Source organism: Burkholderia aenigmatica (genome assembly GCF_048627025.1).
Classification (GTDB): domain Bacteria; phylum Pseudomonadota; class Gammaproteobacteria; order Burkholderiales; family Burkholderiaceae; genus Burkholderia; species Burkholderia aenigmatica.
In genome coordinates, this window is record NZ_CP184468.1 from 499177 (window position 1) to 515709 (window position 16533).

The 16533-nt window shown below is 66.3% G+C and carries 16 protein-coding genes; 7 read left to right on the top strand and 9 right to left on the bottom strand.

Translation table 11 applies throughout. The features are described from left to right. Positions 1 to 179 precede the first annotated feature (179 nt). On the top strand, positions 180 to 1049 hold the full coding sequence (locus tag ACN8ZM_RS02430) for an alpha/beta fold hydrolase (protein ID WP_420210500.1): 870 nt from the start codon (positions 180 to 182) through the stop codon (positions 1047 to 1049). Positions 1050 to 1214: 165 nt separating this feature from the next. On the opposite strand, the gene ychF is transcribed toward ACN8ZM_RS02430, so the two are convergent. Further along, a complete protein-coding gene (gene ychF / locus ACN8ZM_RS02435; RefSeq protein ID WP_089449830.1) occupies positions 1215 to 2309 on the bottom strand; it encodes a redox-regulated ATPase YchF in 1095 nt (364 codons plus the stop codon). A gap of 246 nt (positions 2310 to 2555) precedes the next feature. Between ychF and ACN8ZM_RS02440 the strand changes: the two genes are divergently transcribed. The 4 genes from ACN8ZM_RS02440 (at position 2556) to ACN8ZM_RS02455 (ending at position 7203) form a co-directional block, all read left to right on the top strand. Further along, a complete protein-coding gene (locus ACN8ZM_RS02440; RefSeq protein WP_043191563.1) occupies positions 2556 to 3734 on the top strand; it encodes a UbiH/UbiF family hydroxylase in 1179 nt (392 codons plus the stop codon). Between the two features lie 90 nt (positions 3735 to 3824). Then, positions 3825 to 4553, top strand: coding sequence for a DsbC family protein (locus ACN8ZM_RS02445; RefSeq protein WP_043191561.1), 729 nt, complete (start codon positions 3825 to 3827; stop codon positions 4551 to 4553). A gap of 106 nt (positions 4554 to 4659) precedes the next feature. Further along, the gene (locus ACN8ZM_RS02450; RefSeq protein WP_420210501.1) at positions 4660 to 6459 is read left to right on the top strand and encodes a M61 family metallopeptidase; all 1800 of its coding nucleotides are present in this window, start codon (positions 4660 to 4662) and stop codon (positions 6457 to 6459) included. Positions 6460 to 6606: 147 nt separating this feature from the next. Continuing rightward, positions 6607 to 7203, top strand: a complete 597-nt coding sequence (locus tag ACN8ZM_RS02455; RefSeq protein ID WP_043191557.1) for an FMN-dependent NADH-azoreductase — start codon at positions 6607 to 6609, stop codon at positions 7201 to 7203. Positions 7204 to 7321: 118 nt separating this feature from the next. Here ACN8ZM_RS02455 and ACN8ZM_RS02460 read toward each other — a convergent pair whose 3' ends face one another. The 8 genes from ACN8ZM_RS02460 to rpe all read right to left on the bottom strand — a co-directional run bounded on the left by ACN8ZM_RS02460 (position 7322) and on the right by rpe (position 14634). Then, a complete protein-coding gene (locus ACN8ZM_RS02460) occupies positions 7322 to 8227 on the bottom strand; it encodes a uracil-DNA glycosylase (protein WP_420210502.1) in 906 nt (301 codons plus the stop codon). A 13-nt stretch (positions 8228 to 8240) separates the two neighbouring features. Next, on the bottom strand, positions 8241 to 8867 hold the full coding sequence (locus tag ACN8ZM_RS02465; protein WP_420210503.1) for a CYTH domain-containing protein: 627 nt from the start codon (positions 8865 to 8867) through the stop codon (positions 8241 to 8243). Beyond that, positions 8867 to 9652: an indole-3-glycerol phosphate synthase TrpC gene (gene trpC / locus ACN8ZM_RS02470; RefSeq protein ID WP_043191548.1), complete on the bottom strand. Its 786-nt coding sequence runs from the start codon at positions 9650 to 9652 to the stop codon at positions 8867 to 8869. The genes ACN8ZM_RS02465 and trpC overlap by 1 nt, the downstream gene beginning before the upstream one ends. Positions 9653 to 9681: 29 nt before the next feature. Beyond that, positions 9682 to 10713, bottom strand: a complete 1032-nt coding sequence (trpD, locus tag ACN8ZM_RS02475) for an anthranilate phosphoribosyltransferase (protein WP_043191545.1) — start codon at positions 10711 to 10713, stop codon at positions 9682 to 9684. Between the two features lie 13 nt (positions 10714 to 10726). After that, positions 10727 to 11314, bottom strand: coding sequence for an aminodeoxychorismate/anthranilate synthase component II (locus ACN8ZM_RS02480; RefSeq protein WP_420210504.1), 588 nt, complete (start codon positions 11312 to 11314; stop codon positions 10727 to 10729). Positions 11315 to 11327: 13 nt separating this feature from the next. Further along, complete coding sequence (gene trpE, locus ACN8ZM_RS02485; protein ID WP_043191540.1) at positions 11328 to 12821, bottom strand: anthranilate synthase component I; 1494 nt, start codon at positions 12819 to 12821, stop codon at positions 11328 to 11330. Between the two features lie 357 nt (positions 12822 to 13178). Beyond that, complete coding sequence (locus tag ACN8ZM_RS02490; protein ID WP_420210505.1) at positions 13179 to 13943, bottom strand: phosphoglycolate phosphatase; 765 nt, start codon at positions 13941 to 13943, stop codon at positions 13179 to 13181. A 4-nt stretch (positions 13944 to 13947) separates the two neighbouring features. Continuing rightward, the gene (rpe, locus tag ACN8ZM_RS02495) at positions 13948 to 14634 is read right to left on the bottom strand and encodes a ribulose-phosphate 3-epimerase (protein ID WP_011883156.1); all 687 of its coding nucleotides are present in this window, start codon (positions 14632 to 14634) and stop codon (positions 13948 to 13950) included. A 178-nt stretch (positions 14635 to 14812) separates the two neighbouring features. Between rpe and apaG the strand changes: the two genes are divergently transcribed. Continuing rightward, positions 14813 to 15187 carry a Co2+/Mg2+ efflux protein ApaG gene (gene apaG / locus ACN8ZM_RS02500; RefSeq protein ID WP_011350820.1) on the top strand — a complete coding sequence of 125 codons (375 nt, stop codon included), beginning with the start codon at positions 14813 to 14815 and terminating at the stop codon, positions 15185 to 15187. A gap of 89 nt (positions 15188 to 15276) precedes the next feature. Continuing rightward, on the top strand, positions 15277 to 16509 hold the full coding sequence (locus ACN8ZM_RS02505; protein WP_043191900.1) for a murein transglycosylase A: 1233 nt from the start codon (positions 15277 to 15279) through the stop codon (positions 16507 to 16509). The last annotated feature ends 24 nt before the right edge of the window (positions 16510 to 16533 follow it).

A 16533-nucleotide genomic window follows, 5' to 3' on the forward strand; every position in this document is an offset into this window, starting at 1 on the left:
CGTCTGATTTCATCGACAAAGACTTGCTCCTACATTGATTGCTTCGATTGCCGAGGTGAATCGATGGATCAATCAATTGGGTATCCGTTGTTGATGATCGGCATGGTCAGGCTGGGCCTGATATCCAATGGCGCGATCGACACGCCTTTTCGCTCGTCGACTGGATTGAAGTCGAAATAATGACTGAGCGCTCGACAACTCGCGTCAGCATCGCTTTCCCCGCCCGCGACGGATTCCTGCTCAAGGGAACCTATTTCCCGGTGGTCGACGGCAATCGTTCTCCCGTGCTCATCTGCCCTGCGACGGGAATCCGACAATCCTTTTATTACCCGTTCGCGGATTGGCTGCGCAACGACGGCCATTCGACGTTCGTATTCGATTATCGGGGGATCGGCGCGTCGCTCGATACGGATCACGTCCGTCAGTCCCGGGCGCGGAAACAGGATTGGGGGCAACTCGACATGCCCGCGGCGCTCGACTGGCTCCTTGGCGAAACCGGTGCGCACGACGCACACTTGATCGGACATAGCGCGGGCGCGCAACTGGTCGGCCTGATGCCGAATCATGCGTCGGTTCGTTCGTTGTGCGCGATCTCGGCGTCTTCCGGGTATGTTGGCAACATTCGCTGGCCAAAGCGTTTCGCGGCCTTGCTGCTTGCGCATATGTACGTGCCGATTTCCGTTCGCTTGCTCGGCTACGTTCCGGCCAGGGTACTCGGCTGGGGCGATGATTTGCCGCCGTGCGTGGGGCTTCAGTGGGCCCGTTGGTGCCGTCGGCCGGGATATGTGGCGAACGAATTCGGAGCAGGGGTCGCACGGCACTACTACGACGAATTTGCCGCTCCGGTCACCATCGTGGCCGCAACCGACGACCCGCTTGCCACGCCGGCCAATATCGCAGACTGGTTGCGCCTGCTGCCGAGAGCCAGGTCCGACATCCACTTCATCCGTCCGGAAAACCCCGACGGCCGTGCAATCGGACACGTCGGCATGTTCCGCCGCGAGCATTCGTCGCTGTGGCCGGCCCTCACCAGCGGGTTGCTGCGCTGACGTGTCGATCCGGCCGGCGCGATGAGTGTCGCGTCGAACGGTCGGTATGCGTCGGGCCTGACCGGATCGAAATCGGGTCATCAGCGCCGGTCGTGATGAGGCCGGTGCGCCAAAAAGAAAAAAGCCCGCATAAGCGGGCTTTTCACTGACGCGATAACGCAACGCTCAGACGTTGAACAGGAAGTTCATCACGTCGCCGTCGTGCACGACATATTCCTTCCCTTCCGCGCGCATCTTGCCGGCTTCCTTCGCGCCTTGCTCGCCCTTGTACGTGACGAAGTCGTTGAACGCGATCGTCTGCGCACGGATGAAGCCGCGCTCGAAGTCGGTGTGGATCACGCCGGCCGCTTGCGGGGCCGTGTCGCCGATATGGATCGTCCACGCACGCACTTCCTTCACGCCCGCGGTGAAGTAGGTCTGCAGGCCGAGCAGCTTGAAGCCCGCGCGGATCACGCGGTCGAGGCCCGGTTCTTCCATGCCCATGTCGGCGAGGAACGCTTCCTTGTCCGCGTCGTCGAGATCGGCGATTTCCGCCTCGATCGCCGCACACACGGCGACCACCGGCGCATTCTCGCTTTCCGCGTACTTGCGTACCGCGTCGAGGTGCGGGTTGTTCTCGAAACCGTCGTCCTTCACGTTGGCCACGTACATGGTCGGCTTCGCGGTGATCAGGCAGAACGGCTTGAGTACCGCCTGTTCGTCGTCCGACAGTGCGAGGCCGCGCACGGCCTTGCCCTGGTCGAGCTGCGCGCGCACCTTCTCGAGCACCGCGACGAGCTTCGCCGCTTCCTTGTCGTTACCCGACTTCGCGGCCTTCGAATAGCGCGTGAGCGCCTTCTCGACGGTGCCGAGGTCGGCGAGTGCGAGTTCGGTGTTGATCACTTCGATGTCGTCGATCGGGCTGACCTTGCCGGCGACGTGAATGACGTTCTCGTCCTCGAAGCAGCGCACGACGTGCGTGATCGCGTCGGTTTCGCGAATGTTCGCGAGGAACTGGTTGCCGAGGCCTTCACCCTTGCTCGCGCCCGCGACGAGGCCCGCGATGTCGACGAATTCGACGACGGCCGGCACGATGCGCTCGGGGCTGATGATTTCAGCGAGCGCCTTCAGGCGCGTATCGGGCACTTCGACGATGCCGACGTTCGGCTCGATCGTGCAGAACGGGTAGTTCTCGGCGGCGATGCCGGCCTTGGTCAGCGCATTGAACAGGGTGGACTTGCCGACGTTGGGCAAGCCGACGATGCCGCATTTGAGACTCATGGAATCCTTCGGACGGGTAAGGCGGCGCGGCCGGACAGGGCACGGCGGCGCGGGAAAAAAGGGCGGCCGGCGCTTGGGGCGCGGCGGGCCGACGGTCAAAGACGCTATTGTACCGTGCCGACGCCCCGGATTCCGGGCTGGCGCCGAACGGCCGATGCGGCGGGCCGCCGCGCCGCCGCATCGGCCTGCGATTCTGCTGATTTCCCGCAAAGTCCGGCCGCGTAAGGGTTTGGCCCCGCGGCTATAATGCCCGCCATGACTGCCCACCACACCTTCGACGTCGCCGTGGTCGGCGGCGGGCTCGTCGGCAAGACGGCCGCGCTCGCGCTGACCCAGTCCGGCTACAAGACAGCCTTGCTTGCCCAGCCGGCCACGCCGCGCCCCGCCGATCTCGCGTTCGACACGCGCGTCTACGCACTGTCCTCCAGTTCGCAGGCCCTGCTCGAGCGGCTGCGGGTCTGGCAGGCGCTCGATCACAGCCGGCTCGCACCGGTCTACGACATGCGCGTGTACGGCGATGCGCACGCGGAACTGCATTTCTCCGCGTACCAGGCTTCCGTGCCGCAACTCGCGTGGATCGCCGAATCGTCGCTGGTCGAGGCGTCGCTCGACGCCGCGCTGCGGTTCCAGCCGAACCTCACGTGGTTCGATGCGCGCGCGCAGGGCTTCGACGTGCGCGACGACGCGGCCGTGCTCACGCTGTCGTCGGGGCAGGTGCTGGAAGCCGATCTCGTCGTCGGCGCGGACGGCGCGCATTCGTGGGTGCGCTCGCAAATGGGGGCCAAGGTCGAACGGCGCGACTACCGGCAGACGGGCGTCGTCGCGAACTTCAAGGCGTCGCTGCCGCATCGCGAGACGGCCTACCAGTGGTTCCACGAAGGCGAGATCGTCGCGCTGCTGCCGCTGCCGGACGGTCATGTGTCGCTCGTCTGGTCCGCGCACACCGCGCATGCGGACGAATTGCTCACCCTCGATCCGTCGCAGCTCGCGGCCGAAGTCGAGCGCGTGTCGCATGGCCAGGTCGGCACGCTCGACTGCGTGACGCCGGCCGCCGGCTTCCCGCTGGCGCTGCAGACGGTCGACAAGCTGATCGCGCCGCGCGTCGCGCTGGTCGGCGATGCCGCGCACCTGATCCACCCGCTCGCGGGGCAGGGGATGAACCTCGGGCTGCGCGACGTCGCGGCGCTTGCCGACGCGATCGCAGGCAAGGAAAGCTTCCGCAACCTTGGCGATACGGTGCTGCTGCGCCGCTACGAGCGTTCGCGCCGCGAGGACATCCGCGCGCTGATGGTCGCGACCGACGGTCTGCAGCGGCTGTTCGCGGTGCCGGGCTCGCTCGCGAAGGCCGTGCGCAATGCGGGCATGGCCTTCGTCGGCGCGCAGCCGCTCGTGAAGCGCTGGCTCGTGTCGGCCGCGCTCGGCTGATCGAACCTTCGGCCGTTTCGCCGGTCGGACACGGTTCCGTTACGGCGTACACTGTGCCGTGCACACCGATTGAGCTGAAGGAAGATTTCGATGAAAAAAACGATCCGCATCGCGTCGCTGGCGCTGGCCGTCACGATGGCGACGCTTGGCTGCACCGCGCAGGCCGACCAGACCACCGACAAGCTGAAAGCGACGCTGCAGGCCCGTCTCGGCAACGACGCGCCGATCAAGAGCGTGTCGAAATCGCCGGTCGCGGGCCTTTATGAAGTCAACCTCGGCTCGCAGATCATCTATAGCGATGCGGCGGGCGACTACGTGCTGCTCGGCGATCTCGTCGACGCCAAGACGCACAAGAACCTGACCGACGCACGCCTGTCCGAAATCAACAAGATCGACTTCGCGAGCCTGCCGTTCGCGAATGCGATCAAGGTCGTCAAGGGCAACGGCGCCCGCAAGATCGCGGTGTTCTCCGATCCGAACTGCCCGTACTGCAAGAAACTCGAAACGACGCTGCAGTCGGTCGACAACGTGACCGTCTACACGTTCCTGTACCCGGTGCTGTCGCCGGATTCGACCGCGAAGTCGAAGGCGATCTGGTGTGCGACCGACCGCGCGAAAACGTGGCAGGGCTGGATGCTCGACCATCGTGCCCCGTCCGGCGCCGGTACCTGCGATACCACTGCGCTCGACAAGAACCTCGCGCTTGGCCGCGGGATGAACGTCACGGGCACGCCGACGATCTTCCTGCCGGACGGCCGCCGTCTGCCGGGCGCGGTGTCGGCCGACCAGCTCAACCAGGCGCTCGCTTCGAGCAAGTAACCGACCACACGCCGGGCCGCATGGCCCGGCCAGCGAGGGGCGCCCGCATGATCTGCCGGCGCCTCTCTTCGTTTTCGCCGCCGTATTCGACCGACCGATTGCCACGATGACCCAGCCGATCCGCTATTCGATTGCCCCGAAAGATCTTGCCGCGCACCTGTTCGAAGTAACGGTGACGGTCGCCGATCCCGATCCCGACGGCCAGCGCTTTTCGTTGCCGGTGTGGATTCCGGGCAGCTACCTGGTGCGCGAGTTCGCGCGCAACATCGTGACGCTCGGCGCATTCAACGACGCGGGCCGCAAGGTGCGGATCGCGAAGACCGACAAGCACACGTGGCAGGCCGCGCCCGTGAACGGCGCGCTGACGCTGCGCTACGACGTGTATGCATGGGACCTGTCGGTGCGCTCCGCGTATCTCGACGAATCGGGCGGCTTCTTCAACGCGACGGCCGTGTTCCTGAGCGTTGCCGGCCGCGAAGACGCGCCGTGTGAAGTCGACATCGCGAAGCCGGCCGGCGCGGCGTTCCGCGCGTGGCGCGTCGGTACCGCGTTGCCCGAGGCGCGCGGCACGAAGCGCTACGGGTTCGGCGCGTACCGCGCGTCGAACTACGACGAGCTCTCCGACCATCCGGTGACGTTCGGCGAATTCGCGCTCGCGACGTTCGACGCACACGGCGTGCCGCACGACATCGTGATCGCGGGGCGTGTGACGCAGCTCGACATGGAGCGCCTGCGTACCGACCTGAAGCGCGTGTGCGAAGCGCAGATCGCGCTGTTCGAACCGAAATCGAAGAAAGCGCCGATGGACCGCTACGTGTTCATGACGCTGGCGGTCAGCGACGGCTACGGCGGCCTCGAGCATCGCGCGTCGACCGCGCTGATCTGCAATCGCACCGACCTGCCGGTGAAGGGGCGGCCCGAAACGACGGAAGGCTATCGCACGTATCTCGGCCTCTGCAGCCACGAGTACTTCCATACGTGGAACGTGAAGCGGATCAAGCCGGCCGCGTTCGTGCCGTACGACCTGTCGAAGGAAAACTATACGTCGCTGCTGTGGCTGTTCGAAGGCTTCACGTCGTATTACGACGACCTGATGCTGGTGCGCAGCGGGCTGATGTCGCAGGACGAATATTTCGCGGCGCTCGGCCGTACCGTCGCCGGCGTGCTGCGCGGCACGGGCCGGCTCAAGCAAAGTGTCGCGGAGAGCTCGTTCGACGCGTGGATCAAGTACTACCGCCAGGACGAGAATGCGACCAACGCGATCGTCAGCTACTACACGAAGGGTTCGCTCGTCGCGCTCGCCTTCGATCTCGCGATCCGTGCGCAGACGCGCAACAAGAAGTCGCTCGACGACGTGATGCGCCTGCTGTGGCAACGCTATGGCCGTGACTTCTACCGCGGCAAGCAGGCGGGCGTCGAGGAAAACGAAGTCGAGGCACTGATCGAAGAGGCGACCGGCGTCGCGCTCGGCCGCCTGTTCGCCGATGCCGTGCACGGCACGCGCGACCTGCCGCTCGCCGAGCTGCTCGCACCGTTCGGCGTGACGCTCACGCCCGATGTCGCGAACGGCGCGGCCGCGAAGCCGACGATCGGCGCGCGCCTGCGCGGCGGGGCGGACTGCACGTTCGCGGCCGTCTACGAAGGCGGCGCCGCGCATCGCGCGGGGCTGTCGGCCGGCGACACGCTGATCGCGGTCGACGGGCTGCGCGTCACGGGCACCAACCTCGACGCACTGCTCGCGCGCTACCGGCCGGGTGACAAGGTCGAGGTGCACGCGTTCCGCCGCGACGAGCTGCGCACCGCGAAACTGAAGCTCGACGGCCCGGAGGTCACGCGCTACCGGCTGGCGGCGGCCGCGAAGCCGGTTGCGGTATCGAAGGCCCGGGAGGCCTGGCTGAAGGGTTGAACCGTCTGAAGCGGGTATCGGGGCGCGATCGAGGATTGTTCTGCTGCTGCAACAATCCGTCGCCCTGAACCTGCTTTTTCGCGGTCATGCGGCCGCGCACAATGGCGTCACTCGCGCTACCGAAGCGCAACCCTACTGGAGCCTGACATGACGACCATTCTGCAAATCAATTCCGCGGCGCGTTCGCAAGGTGCGCAATCCACGCTGCTGTCCAATGAACTGACGGCAAAGCTGCAACAATCGAACCCCGGCGCGAAGGTCGTGGTTCGCGATCTGCTGGCCGATGCACTGCCGCACCTCGACGAATCGGTGCTCGGCGCGTTCTTCACGCCGGCCGACCAGCGCACCGCGGAACAGAATGCGATCGTCGCGAAGAGCGATGCACTGATTGCCGAACTGCAAGCTGCCGACATCATCGTGATCGGCGCACCGATGTACAACTTCGGCATCTCGTCGCAACTGAAGACGTACTTCGACTGGATCGCACGTGCAGGCGTCACGTTCCGCTACACCGAGAATGGTCCGGAAGGCCTGATCAAGGGCAAGAAGGTTCACGTGGTGGCGGCCCGTGGCGGCAAGTACGCCGGTACGCCGAACGACAGCCAGACCCCGTACCTGCGCACGTTCCTCGGCTTCGTCGGCATGACCGACGTGAGCTTCATCTTCGCGGAAGGCCTGAACCTCGGGCCGGATGCGCAGAGCGCCTCGCTCGCAAGCGCACGCGAAGCGATCGCCGCCGCGTAAGGTCGATGCGGGTGCGTCGCACCCGCTGCATCGTCCGATAAAAAAACGCCGCGTCCCGAAAGGGGCGCGGCGTTTTTGCATGCCTGGTGACGTGGCGAAATAAGCGGCGGCGCAGCCGTCAGGCGAGCGTTTCGGCCACTTCCGGCAGGCGCCAGTCGATCGGTTCGCGGCCTGCATCGACCAGATAGTCGTTCGCGAGCGCGAAATGGCGGCAACCGAGGAAGCCGCGGTGCGCGGAAAGTGGCGACGGATGCGGCGCCTCGAGCACGCAATGCGCGCTTGCGTCGAACAGTGTGCGCTTCGCCTGCGCGTGTGCGCCCCACAGCATGAAGACGAGCCCGCGATGGCGGCCGGCGAGTTCGCGGATCAGCGTGTCCGTGCACTGTTCCCAGCCGCGCTTCGCATGGCTCGCGGCGGTGCCGCGCTCGACCGTCAGCACCGTGTTGAGCAGCAGCACGCCCTGGCGTGCCCAGGTGTCGAGGCAGCCGTGGCGCGGCGTGTCATGACCGAAGTTCGCGGCGATTTCCTTGAAGATGTTGCGCAGCGACGGCGGCGTGCGCACGGCCGGCGGCACCGAGAATGCGAGCCCGTGCGCCTGCGGCGTGCCGCGATCGTCGCCGTGATACGGATCCTGGCCGAGGATCACGACCTTCACGTCGTCCGGGCTCGTCAGGCGCAGTGCACGGAACACGTCGGTCGGATAGACCATCTTGCCGGCCGCGCGCTCGTCGTCGACGAAGCGGCACAGCGGCGCGTACGCGTCGCTGTCGGTAAAGGGTTTCAGCACGTCGCGCCAGACGGCCGGCAGCGCGTCGAATTGCGCGGCGAGGTGCGGAACGTTGGCGGCAACAGGCTGCGGTGCCGTCGGGGCCGCAGCCGGTGCGGCGGCTTTCTTTGCGGGCTTGCGCCCGGCCGCGGGCGGCTCGGAAGGCGGGGACGGATTGTCGGCCGGTGCCGTTTCCGGCACGAGATCGTCGAACAGCGACGCCTGTTGCGGCGCGCGGGAAGTCTTGCGGGTTGCCATGCGTGATGCGTGATTATTGCGCGCGCAGCCGGTAGCCGCGCTGCGCCTTGCTGATGTTGTCGGGAGCGAGGCCCGGCAGCGCCTGCTGCAGTTCGGCGGCGAGCGTTGCGAGCGCCACTTCCGGGCCGTCGATCAGTTCGAGTTCGATTTCGCTGATCGGTTCGCGGCGCGTTTCGTGTTCCGCCTGGACGACGATCTCGCCGAGGTCCACCGCGGCTTCGACGGTTGCGCCGCCGATTGCGATGCGCCACAGCGTACGCGAAAAATCCGTGCGGAACAGCGCCGACAGCGTGCCGGCCGCGTCATTCAGCGCGGCGGCGGCTTCCGGCACGTCGCAGGCCGCGACGAGCGCATCGATCTCGAGTGCGTCGCCGGCGACCGGCAGTTCCCATTCGTGGCGGCGATGCAGGCCGCCTTCGGCGCTGCCGACCGTCTTGAACGTCTGCAGCCAGCCCTGCGGCGCCCGGCGCACGCGCACCGCGCTTTTCGAGCGGGCCAGCGCGAGATCGGGCGTGTCGTAGTAGACGTTCGCGAGCGTAATGTCGTGACCGGGTTCGCCGGTCAGCGTCTCGAAGAAGCGTCGCGCGGCGTCGGCCTGGCCGGCCGGCAGCGCGAGCTTGATTTCCTTTTCGATCGCCATCAGAAGAACATCCGTGCGAGCTCTTCGCCCGGCTGGTCGGCGCGCATGAACGCTTCGCCGACGAGGAACGTGTTCACGTTCGCCGCGCGCATCGTGTCGACGTCGGTGCGCGACAGGATGCCCGATTCGGTCACGACGATCCGGTCGGCCGGAATCATGTCGAGCATGTCGAGCGTCGTCTGGATCGATGTCTCGAACGTGCGCAGGTTGCGGTTGTTGATGCCGAGCAGCGGCGTCTTGAGCGTCAGCGCCTGTTCCATCTCGTTGCGGTCGTGTACTTCGACCAGCACCGCGAGGCCGAGCGAGTGTGCGTACGCTTCGAGATCCTGCATCAGCGGCGTGTCGAGCGCGGCCGCGATCAGCAGGATCGCGTCGGCGCCCATCGCGCGCGCTTCCATGATCTGGTACGCGTCGACGATGAAGTCCTTGCGCAGCACCGGCAGCGTGCAGGCTGCGCGCGCTTCCTCGAGGTAGCGGACGCTGCCCTGGAAGAACTGCTCGTCGGTCAGCACCGACAGGCACGCGGCGCCGTGCGCCGCATACGAACGTGCGATGTCGGCCGGCACGAAATGCTCGCGCAGCACGCCCTTCGACGGGCTCGCCTTCTTGATTTCGGAAATCACGGCCGCGTGGCCGGCTGCGTGCTTCGCACGCAGTGCGCCGACGAAGTCGCGCAGGTCGCGCGCGGATGCGTCCAGCTTCAGTGCCTCGAGCGGCGCGCTGCGCATGGCCGCCGCGACTTCTTCGCGCTTGACGGCGATGATTCGGTCGAGAATGTCGCTCATGTGGATTCCTGCTTGATTCGTAAGGGGAGTCAGCGCTTGAACTGCTGCGTGAAGCGCACGAGTTCGTCGACCTTCGCGCGGGCCTTGCCGCTCGCGATCGCTTCGCGGGCGAGTTGGATGCCGTCCGCGATCGATTCGGCGACGTTCGCCGCATAGAGCGCGGTGCCCGCGTTCAGCGTGACGATCTCGCGCGCGACGCCCGGCTGGTTGTCGAGCGCGCCGAGCAGCATCGTGCGCGATTCGTCGGCATTTTCCACCTTCAGCGTGCGGTTCGACACCATCTGCAGGCCGAAGTCTTCCGGATGGATCTCGTATTCGTGCACCTTGCCGTCGCGCAGTTCGCCGACGAGCGTCGCCGCGCCGAGCGATACCTCGTCCATCCCGTCCTTGCCGTACACGACCAGCACGTGCTGCGCGCCCAGACGCTGCATCACGCGCACCTGGATGCCGACGAGGTCGGGGTGGAACACGCCCATCAGCTGGTTCGGCGCGCCGGCCGGATTGGTCAGCGGGCCGAGGATGTTGAAGATCGTGCGCACGCCGAGCTCGCGGCGCACGGCCGCGATGTTCTTCATCGCCGGGTGATGATTCGGCGCGAACATGAAGCCCATGCCCGTTTCCGCGATCGACGCGGCAACCTGGTCGGACTGCAGGTCGATGTTCACGCCGAGCGCCTCGAGCACGTCGGCGCTGCCGGACTTGCTCGACACGCCACGGTTGCCGTGCTTCGCGACCTTCGCGCCGGCCGCCGCCGTGACGAACATCGACGCGGTGGAGATGTTGAACGTGTGCGAGCCGTCGCCGCCGGTGCCGACGATGTCGACGAAGTTCGAGTTGTCCTGCACCTCGACGTGGTTCGCGAATTCGCGCATCACGGTCGCGGCGGCGGCGATCTCGCCGATCGTCTCCTTCTTCACACGCAGCCCGGTGATGATCGCGGCCGCCATCACGGGCGACATGTCGCCGCGCATGATGAGCCGCATCAGGTGCAGCATCTCGTCGTGGAAGATCTCGCGGTGTTCGATCGTGCGCTGCAGCGCTTCCTGCGGGGTAATCGTCATCGTGAGGCTCCCGTCAGGCTGCGTGCGCGGCCGCGCGGGCCTGCTTCAGGAAGTTCTCGAGCAGCGCATGGCCGTGCTCGGACAGGATCGATTCCGGATGGAACTGTACGCCTTCGATCGGCAGCGTCTTGTGACGCAGGCCCATGATTTCGCCGTCGTCGGTCCACGCGGAAACCTCGAGGCAGTCGGGCAGCGATTCGCGCTCGACCGCGAGCGAGTGATAGCGCGTGACGTCGAAGTGCTTCGGCAGGTCGGCGAACACGCCGCGGCAGTCGGTTTCGATCTTGCTCACCTTGCCGTGCATGATGGTCTTCGCGCGCACGACGCGGCCGCCGAACGCCTCGCCGATCGCCTGATGGCCGAGGCAGACGCCGAGGATCGGCTTCTTGCCCACGAATTCTTTCAGCACGTCGAGCGTGATGCCTGCGTGCTGCGGGTTGCTCGGGCCGGGCGACAGGCAGATCGCGTCGGGATTCAGGCGCGCGATCTCGTCGAGCGTGATTTCGTCGTTGCGGTAGGTGCGCACATCCTCGCCGAGTTCGCCGAAGTACTGGACCAGGTTGTAGGTAAACGAATCGTAGTTGTCGATCATGAGCAGCATGGTCAGTCTCCGGTCAGAAGTCGCTATCGAGGCCGTCCTGGACCTGTTCGGCCGCACGCAGCACCGCGCGCGCCTTGTTCTCGGTCTCTTGCCATTCGGATTCGGGCACCGAATCCGCGACGACGCCGGCCGCCGCTTGCACATACAGGTTGCCGTTGTGGATCAGGCCCGTGCGGATCGCGATCGCGAGATCCATCTCGCCCGAGAACGACAGGTAGCCCACGGCGCCGCCGTACAGCCCGCGCTTGACCGGCTCGAGCTCGTCGATCAGTTCCATTGCACGGACCTTCGGCGCGCCGGACAGCGTGCCGGCCGGGAACGTCGCGCGCAGCACGTCGTAGTTCGTCATGCCGGGCTTCAGCTTGCCTTCGACCGAGCTGACGATGTGCTGCACGTGCGAGTATTTCTCGATGACCATCTGGTCGGTCACGTGCACCGAGCCGATTTCCGCGATGCGGCCGACGTCGTTGCGCGCGAGGTCGATCAGCATCACGTGCTCGGCGATCTCCTTCGGATCGTTGAGCAGTTCGGTCGCGAGTTCCGCGTCGCGCTCGGGCGTGTTGCCGCGCGGGCGCGTGCCGGCGAGCGGGCGGATCGTGACGATCTGGTCTTCGCCGCGCTTTTCCTGGCGCACGAGGATTTCCGGCGACGCACCGACCACGTGGAAATCGCCGAAGTTGTAGTAATACATGTACGGCGACGGGTTCAGCGAACGCAGCGCGCGATACAGCGACAGCGGATTGTCGCGATACGGCTTCGTCAGGCGCTGGCCGACCTGGATCTGCATCAGCTCGCCGGCTGCGATGTATTCCTTCGCCTGGCGCACGGCGGCCAGATAGTCGTCCTTCTTGAACTCGCGGAACGTTTCGGTGCGCACGCTCGCCGACGTGACGGGCGGCTGCACGGTCGTGCGCAGGCGCTGCTTCAGTTCGCGCAGGCGCTGTTTCGCCTTCGTATAGGCTTCGGCCTGGCTCGGGTCCGCGTAGATGATCAGGTACAGCTTGCCGGCGAGGTTGTCGATGACCGCGACTTCCTCGGTCAGCAGCAACTGGATGTCGGGCAGGCCGAGGTCGTCGCGCGGCGCGGTGTTCGCGAGCTTCTTCTCGATGTAGCGCACCGCGTCGTAGCCGAAATAGCCGGCGAGACCGCCGCAGAAGCGCGGCAGGCCCGGGCGCTGCGCTACCTTGAAGCGTGCCTGGAACGATTCGATGAACTGGAACGGGTCGCCGTCATGCGTCTCGACGACCTGGCCGTCGCGCACGACTTCCGACACGCCGTTGCGGGTGCGCACGAGCGTACGGGCGGGCAGGCCGATGAACGAATAGCGGCCGAAGCGTTCGCCGCCGACCACCGATTCGAGCAGGAACGAGTTGGCGCCTGCACGTTCGGGCTGGGCCAGCTTCAGGTAGAGGGACAGCGGCGTTTCGAGATCGGCGAGGGCTTCCGCGATCAGCGGGATGCGGTTGTAGCCTTCGTTCGCGAGCGATTGAAATTCGAGTTCGGTCATGTTCCGGTCCTGTTCGGGACGAGCGGCGCGTGCGCCAGGGATCACTTGACGCTGCGCGGGTTGCCGTCGGCGAAAGGGCGGTCGATCGAGAAGTGCCTGTTGCCGGCCGGCACTCCGGGCGTGAACGTCGCGAGCCTGCGGCCGAGCCTGAACGCAAGCGTTCGGACGCGGTAGAACTCGAGGTGGTGCGACGGTCGGCGCGCGGATGCGCAGCGAGATAAAAAACGGCGCTGAAGACGTGCTTCAGCGTACCTCATCGAAGAGGTTAGCGCGACCAGCGACGCCAGGGCCAGGCTCCCCGGTCGATGCTGCTCAGACTCCGTTTTTTATTCAGAAACATGCAGATGGAAGAAATAATCAGATGGTTGGCCGGCCGGCGTTGTGCGCAGAAATTGCGCGAGCTGCGACCAGCAACGAATCGACTATACCATCCGAATTTATCGTTTGTATAGCTTTGCCGTGGTTGTAGCCATAGGGCACCGTCAGCGTCGCCATCCCGGCCGCACGGCCTGCCAGCGCATCGTTTTCCGAGTCTCCGATCGCGACCGCCGCATCCGGTGCGACGCCGAGCGCGTTGCAGGCCGTCAGCATCGGCAGCGGATCGGGCTTCTTGCGCGCGACGGTGTCGCCGCCGAGCACGATGCCGAAGCAATCGGCCAGTCCGTATTGCTCGAGCAGCTCGACCGCGAAGCGGTGCGGCTTGTTCGTCACGCACGCGAGCCGGATGCCGGCCGCGCGCAGTGCGTCGAGTCCGGCCGCCACGTCCGGATAGAGGCGCGTGTGGCGGCCGTTGATCTTCGCGTATTCGGTCTGGTAGATCGCCAGCGCGTCGTCGAAGCGCGCGTGTGCTTCGTCGGCCGCGAAGCGCGGCTTCAGCACGCTCTGGATCAGGTGTTCGGAGCCCTTGCCGACGTAGCCGATCACCTCGTCGCGCGACGTGGCCGGCGCGCCGAGCTGCGCGAGCATCCCGTTCAGGCCGGCCGTGAAGTCGTCGGCCGTATCGACCATCGTGCCGTCGAGATCGATCAGCGCCGCGTCGATGCGCGGCGCGGCGAAGCGGATCGGGGCGGCATCCGTTGCGGCCCCGGCCGGCGCATGGCCGGCGAGCGACGAGTCGGCCACGGCGTCAGCTCCGCTCGACGGTAGCGAGCGCGGCGCGCATCTCGTCGATCACCTTGCGGTAGTCGGGCTTGCCGAAGATCGCCGAGCCCGCGACGAAGGTGTCGGCACCGGCCGCCGCGATTTCCGCGATGTTGTCGGTCTTCACGCCGCCGTCGACTTCGAGCAGGATCTCGCGGCCGGTGCGCTCGGTGTACGCGTCGATGCGTGCGCGTGCTTCGCGCAGCTTGTTCAGCGTTTCCGGAATGAACGACTGGCCGCCGAAGCCCGGGTTGACCGACATCAGCAGCACGAAGTCGAGGCGATCCATCACGTGGTCGAGGTAGTTCAGCGGCGTGGCCGGGTTGAACACGAGGCCGGCCTTGCAGCCGTGGTCGCGGATCAGCGACAGCGTGCGGTCGATGTGATCGGAGCCTTCCGGGTGGAAGCTGATCAGGTTTGCACCAGCCTTCGCAAAATCGGGCACGATCCGATCGACCGGGCGCACCATCAGGTGCACGTCGATCGGCACCTGGACGTGCGGGCGGATCGCTTCGCACACGAGCGGGCCGATCGTCAGGTTCGGCACATAATGGTTGTCCATCACGTCGAAGTGGATCCAGTCGGCGCCGGCGGCGACGACGTTGCGGACTTCTTCGCCGAGCCGTGCGAAATCGGCCGACAGGATGCTGGGAGCGATACGGAATTGGGTCATGGCAGGGGAGCGGGGACGTTGCGGCGCAAAACCGTCATTCTACCGTCCGGCGACCCGGTGCGCGGCGGCGGGCCGTGCGGCCGAGGCCCGATTGCGCATAGAATGCCGAACCAATGCGGCGCGCCCGCGGCCCCGTTGCCCCTGCCGGCACGGGCAGTCACCTTCCACCGGAAACATCATGAGTCAGTATCAGTTCACCGTTTCGGTGAAAACCAGCTACTTGCCGGAACAATCCGACCCCGATCGCCGTCAATACGCATTCGCGTACACGCTGACGATCCGCAACACGGGACAGGTCGCGGCGCAGCTGATCGCGCGTCACTGGATCATCACGGACAGCGAGAACCACGTGCAGGAAGTGAAGGGGCTCGGCGTCGTCGGGCACCAGCCGCTGCTGCAGCCGGGCGAGCACTTCGAGTACACGAGCTGGGCCGTGATCGCGACGCCGGTCGGCACGATGCGTGGCGCGTACTTCTGCGTGGCGGAGGACGGCGAGCGCTTCGAGGCGCCGGTCGACGAGTTCGCACTGCACATGCCGCGCACGCTGCATTGAGCGTGCGGAGTGCGTCAGTGCGTTAGCGCGGCTGGCGGTCGTTGTTGCTGCGGGCGTGCTTCTTTCTGCCCGACGACGTCCACACGACGATGAAGATCAGCAGGGCAAGCGCTACGAAGGCTTCGAGCGCGAAGATGAGCATCGGATATTGGTCGAGAAAATCTGACATGGCGGTTTCCATCAAGAACGGACATTGTATGTGGTTTGGGCCCCGGTTGGCCGGGTGGGTGGCGGCGGCCGCAGCGGCGGCGCTGCTTGCCGCGTGCGGCGGTGCGCCGACGCGGACGTCGTCGCTGAAGCCGCCGACCGGCGCGGCGATCGTGCCGGGGCAGGTCGCCGCGAAGCGGCTCACGCCGGTCGCGTGGCAGCAGGTGCCGGGCTGGCAGGACGATTCGCTGATCGGCGCGGCGGCCGCGCTGCGGCAGAACTGCGTGCGGCTCGCGCGCCAGCCGGCCTGGCAGCGCGCTTGCGCGGCTGCCGACCGGCTCGACGAGCTCGACGTCAGCAGTGCCCGTACGTTCTTCGAAACGTATTTCACGCCGTTCCAGCTCGCGAACACCGACGGTACGCTCGACGGGCTCGTGACCGGTTACTACGAGCCGCTGCTGCATGGTTCGCGCGTGCGTCGCGGTCCGTATCAGTACGCGCTCTACCGCTGGCCGGCCGGTTATCGCGCGGGCGCCGCGCTGCCGGCACGCTCGCAGCTCGAACGCGCCGGCATCCTGAACGGCAACGAACTCGTGTGGGTCGACGACCCGATCGAAGCGTTCTTCCTGCAGGTGCAGGGTTCGGGGCGCGTGCTACTCGACGACGGTTCGGTGATGCGGGTCGGCTTCGGCGGCACCAACAACCAGCCGTATCGCTCGATCGGCAAGTGGCTGCTCGATCGCGGCGAGCTGACGCCGGCTCAGGCGACGATGCAGGGCATCAAGGCGTGGGCGAAGGCGAACCCGAACCGCGTCGACGCGTTGCTCGACACGAACCCGCGGTTCGTGTTCTTCCGCGACATGCCCACCAAGGAAGATGCACCGCATGGCGGCTCGGACGGCCCGATCGGCGCGCTCGGCGTACCGCTGACGCCGGAGCGTTCGATCGCCGTCGATCCGTCGTCGATCCCGCTCGGCACGCCGGTGTTCCTGCAGACCACGCGCCCGCTGACGAATACGCCGATGAACCGGCTCGTGTTTGCGCAGGATACGGGCTCCGCGATCAAGGGCGGCGTGCGGGCCGACTATTTCTGGGGGCTCGGCGACGACGCAGGCGATCAGGCCGGGCGGATGAAGCAGGTCGGCCGGATGTGGCTGTTGTTCCCGAATTCGTGAGATGAGGCGGCCCGGGTTGCCCGG

Coding starts and splice junctions, on each gene's coding strand:
- ACN8ZM_RS02430 (WP_420210500.1), top strand. CDS start 180: ATGACTGAGCGCTCGACAACTCGCGTCAGCATCGCTTTCCCCGCCCGC.
- ychF (WP_089449830.1), bottom strand. CDS start 2,309: ATGAGTCTCAAATGCGGCATCGTCGGCTTGCCCAACGTCGGCAAGTCC.
- ACN8ZM_RS02440 (WP_043191563.1), top strand. CDS start 2,556: ATGCCCGCCATGACTGCCCACCACACCTTCGACGTCGCCGTGGTCGGC.
- ACN8ZM_RS02445 (WP_043191561.1), top strand. CDS start 3,825: ATGAAAAAAACGATCCGCATCGCGTCGCTGGCGCTGGCCGTCACGATG.
- ACN8ZM_RS02450 (WP_420210501.1), top strand. CDS start 4,660: ATGACCCAGCCGATCCGCTATTCGATTGCCCCGAAAGATCTTGCCGCG.
- ACN8ZM_RS02455 (WP_043191557.1), top strand. CDS start 6,607: ATGACGACCATTCTGCAAATCAATTCCGCGGCGCGTTCGCAAGGTGCG.
- ACN8ZM_RS02460 (WP_420210502.1), bottom strand. CDS start 8,227: ATGGCAACCCGCAAGACTTCCCGCGCGCCGCAACAGGCGTCGCTGTTC.
- ACN8ZM_RS02465 (WP_420210503.1), bottom strand. CDS start 8,867: ATGGCGATCGAAAAGGAAATCAAGCTCGCGCTGCCGGCCGGCCAGGCC.
- trpC (WP_043191548.1), bottom strand. CDS start 9,652: ATGAGCGACATTCTCGACCGAATCATCGCCGTCAAGCGCGAAGAAGTC.
- trpD (WP_043191545.1), bottom strand. CDS start 10,713: ATGACGATTACCCCGCAGGAAGCGCTGCAGCGCACGATCGAACACCGC.
- ACN8ZM_RS02480 (WP_420210504.1), bottom strand. CDS start 11,314: ATGCTGCTCATGATCGACAACTACGATTCGTTTACCTACAACCTGGTC.
- trpE (WP_043191540.1), bottom strand. CDS start 12,821: ATGACCGAACTCGAATTTCAATCGCTCGCGAACGAAGGCTACAACCGC.
- rpe (WP_011883156.1), bottom strand. CDS start 14,634: ATGACCCAATTCCGTATCGCTCCCAGCATCCTGTCGGCCGATTTCGCA.
- apaG (WP_011350820.1), top strand. CDS start 14,813: ATGAGTCAGTATCAGTTCACCGTTTCGGTGAAAACCAGCTACTTGCCG.
- ACN8ZM_RS02505 (WP_043191900.1), top strand. CDS start 15,277: ATGAAGATCAGCAGGGCAAGCGCTACGAAGGCTTCGAGCGCGAAGATG.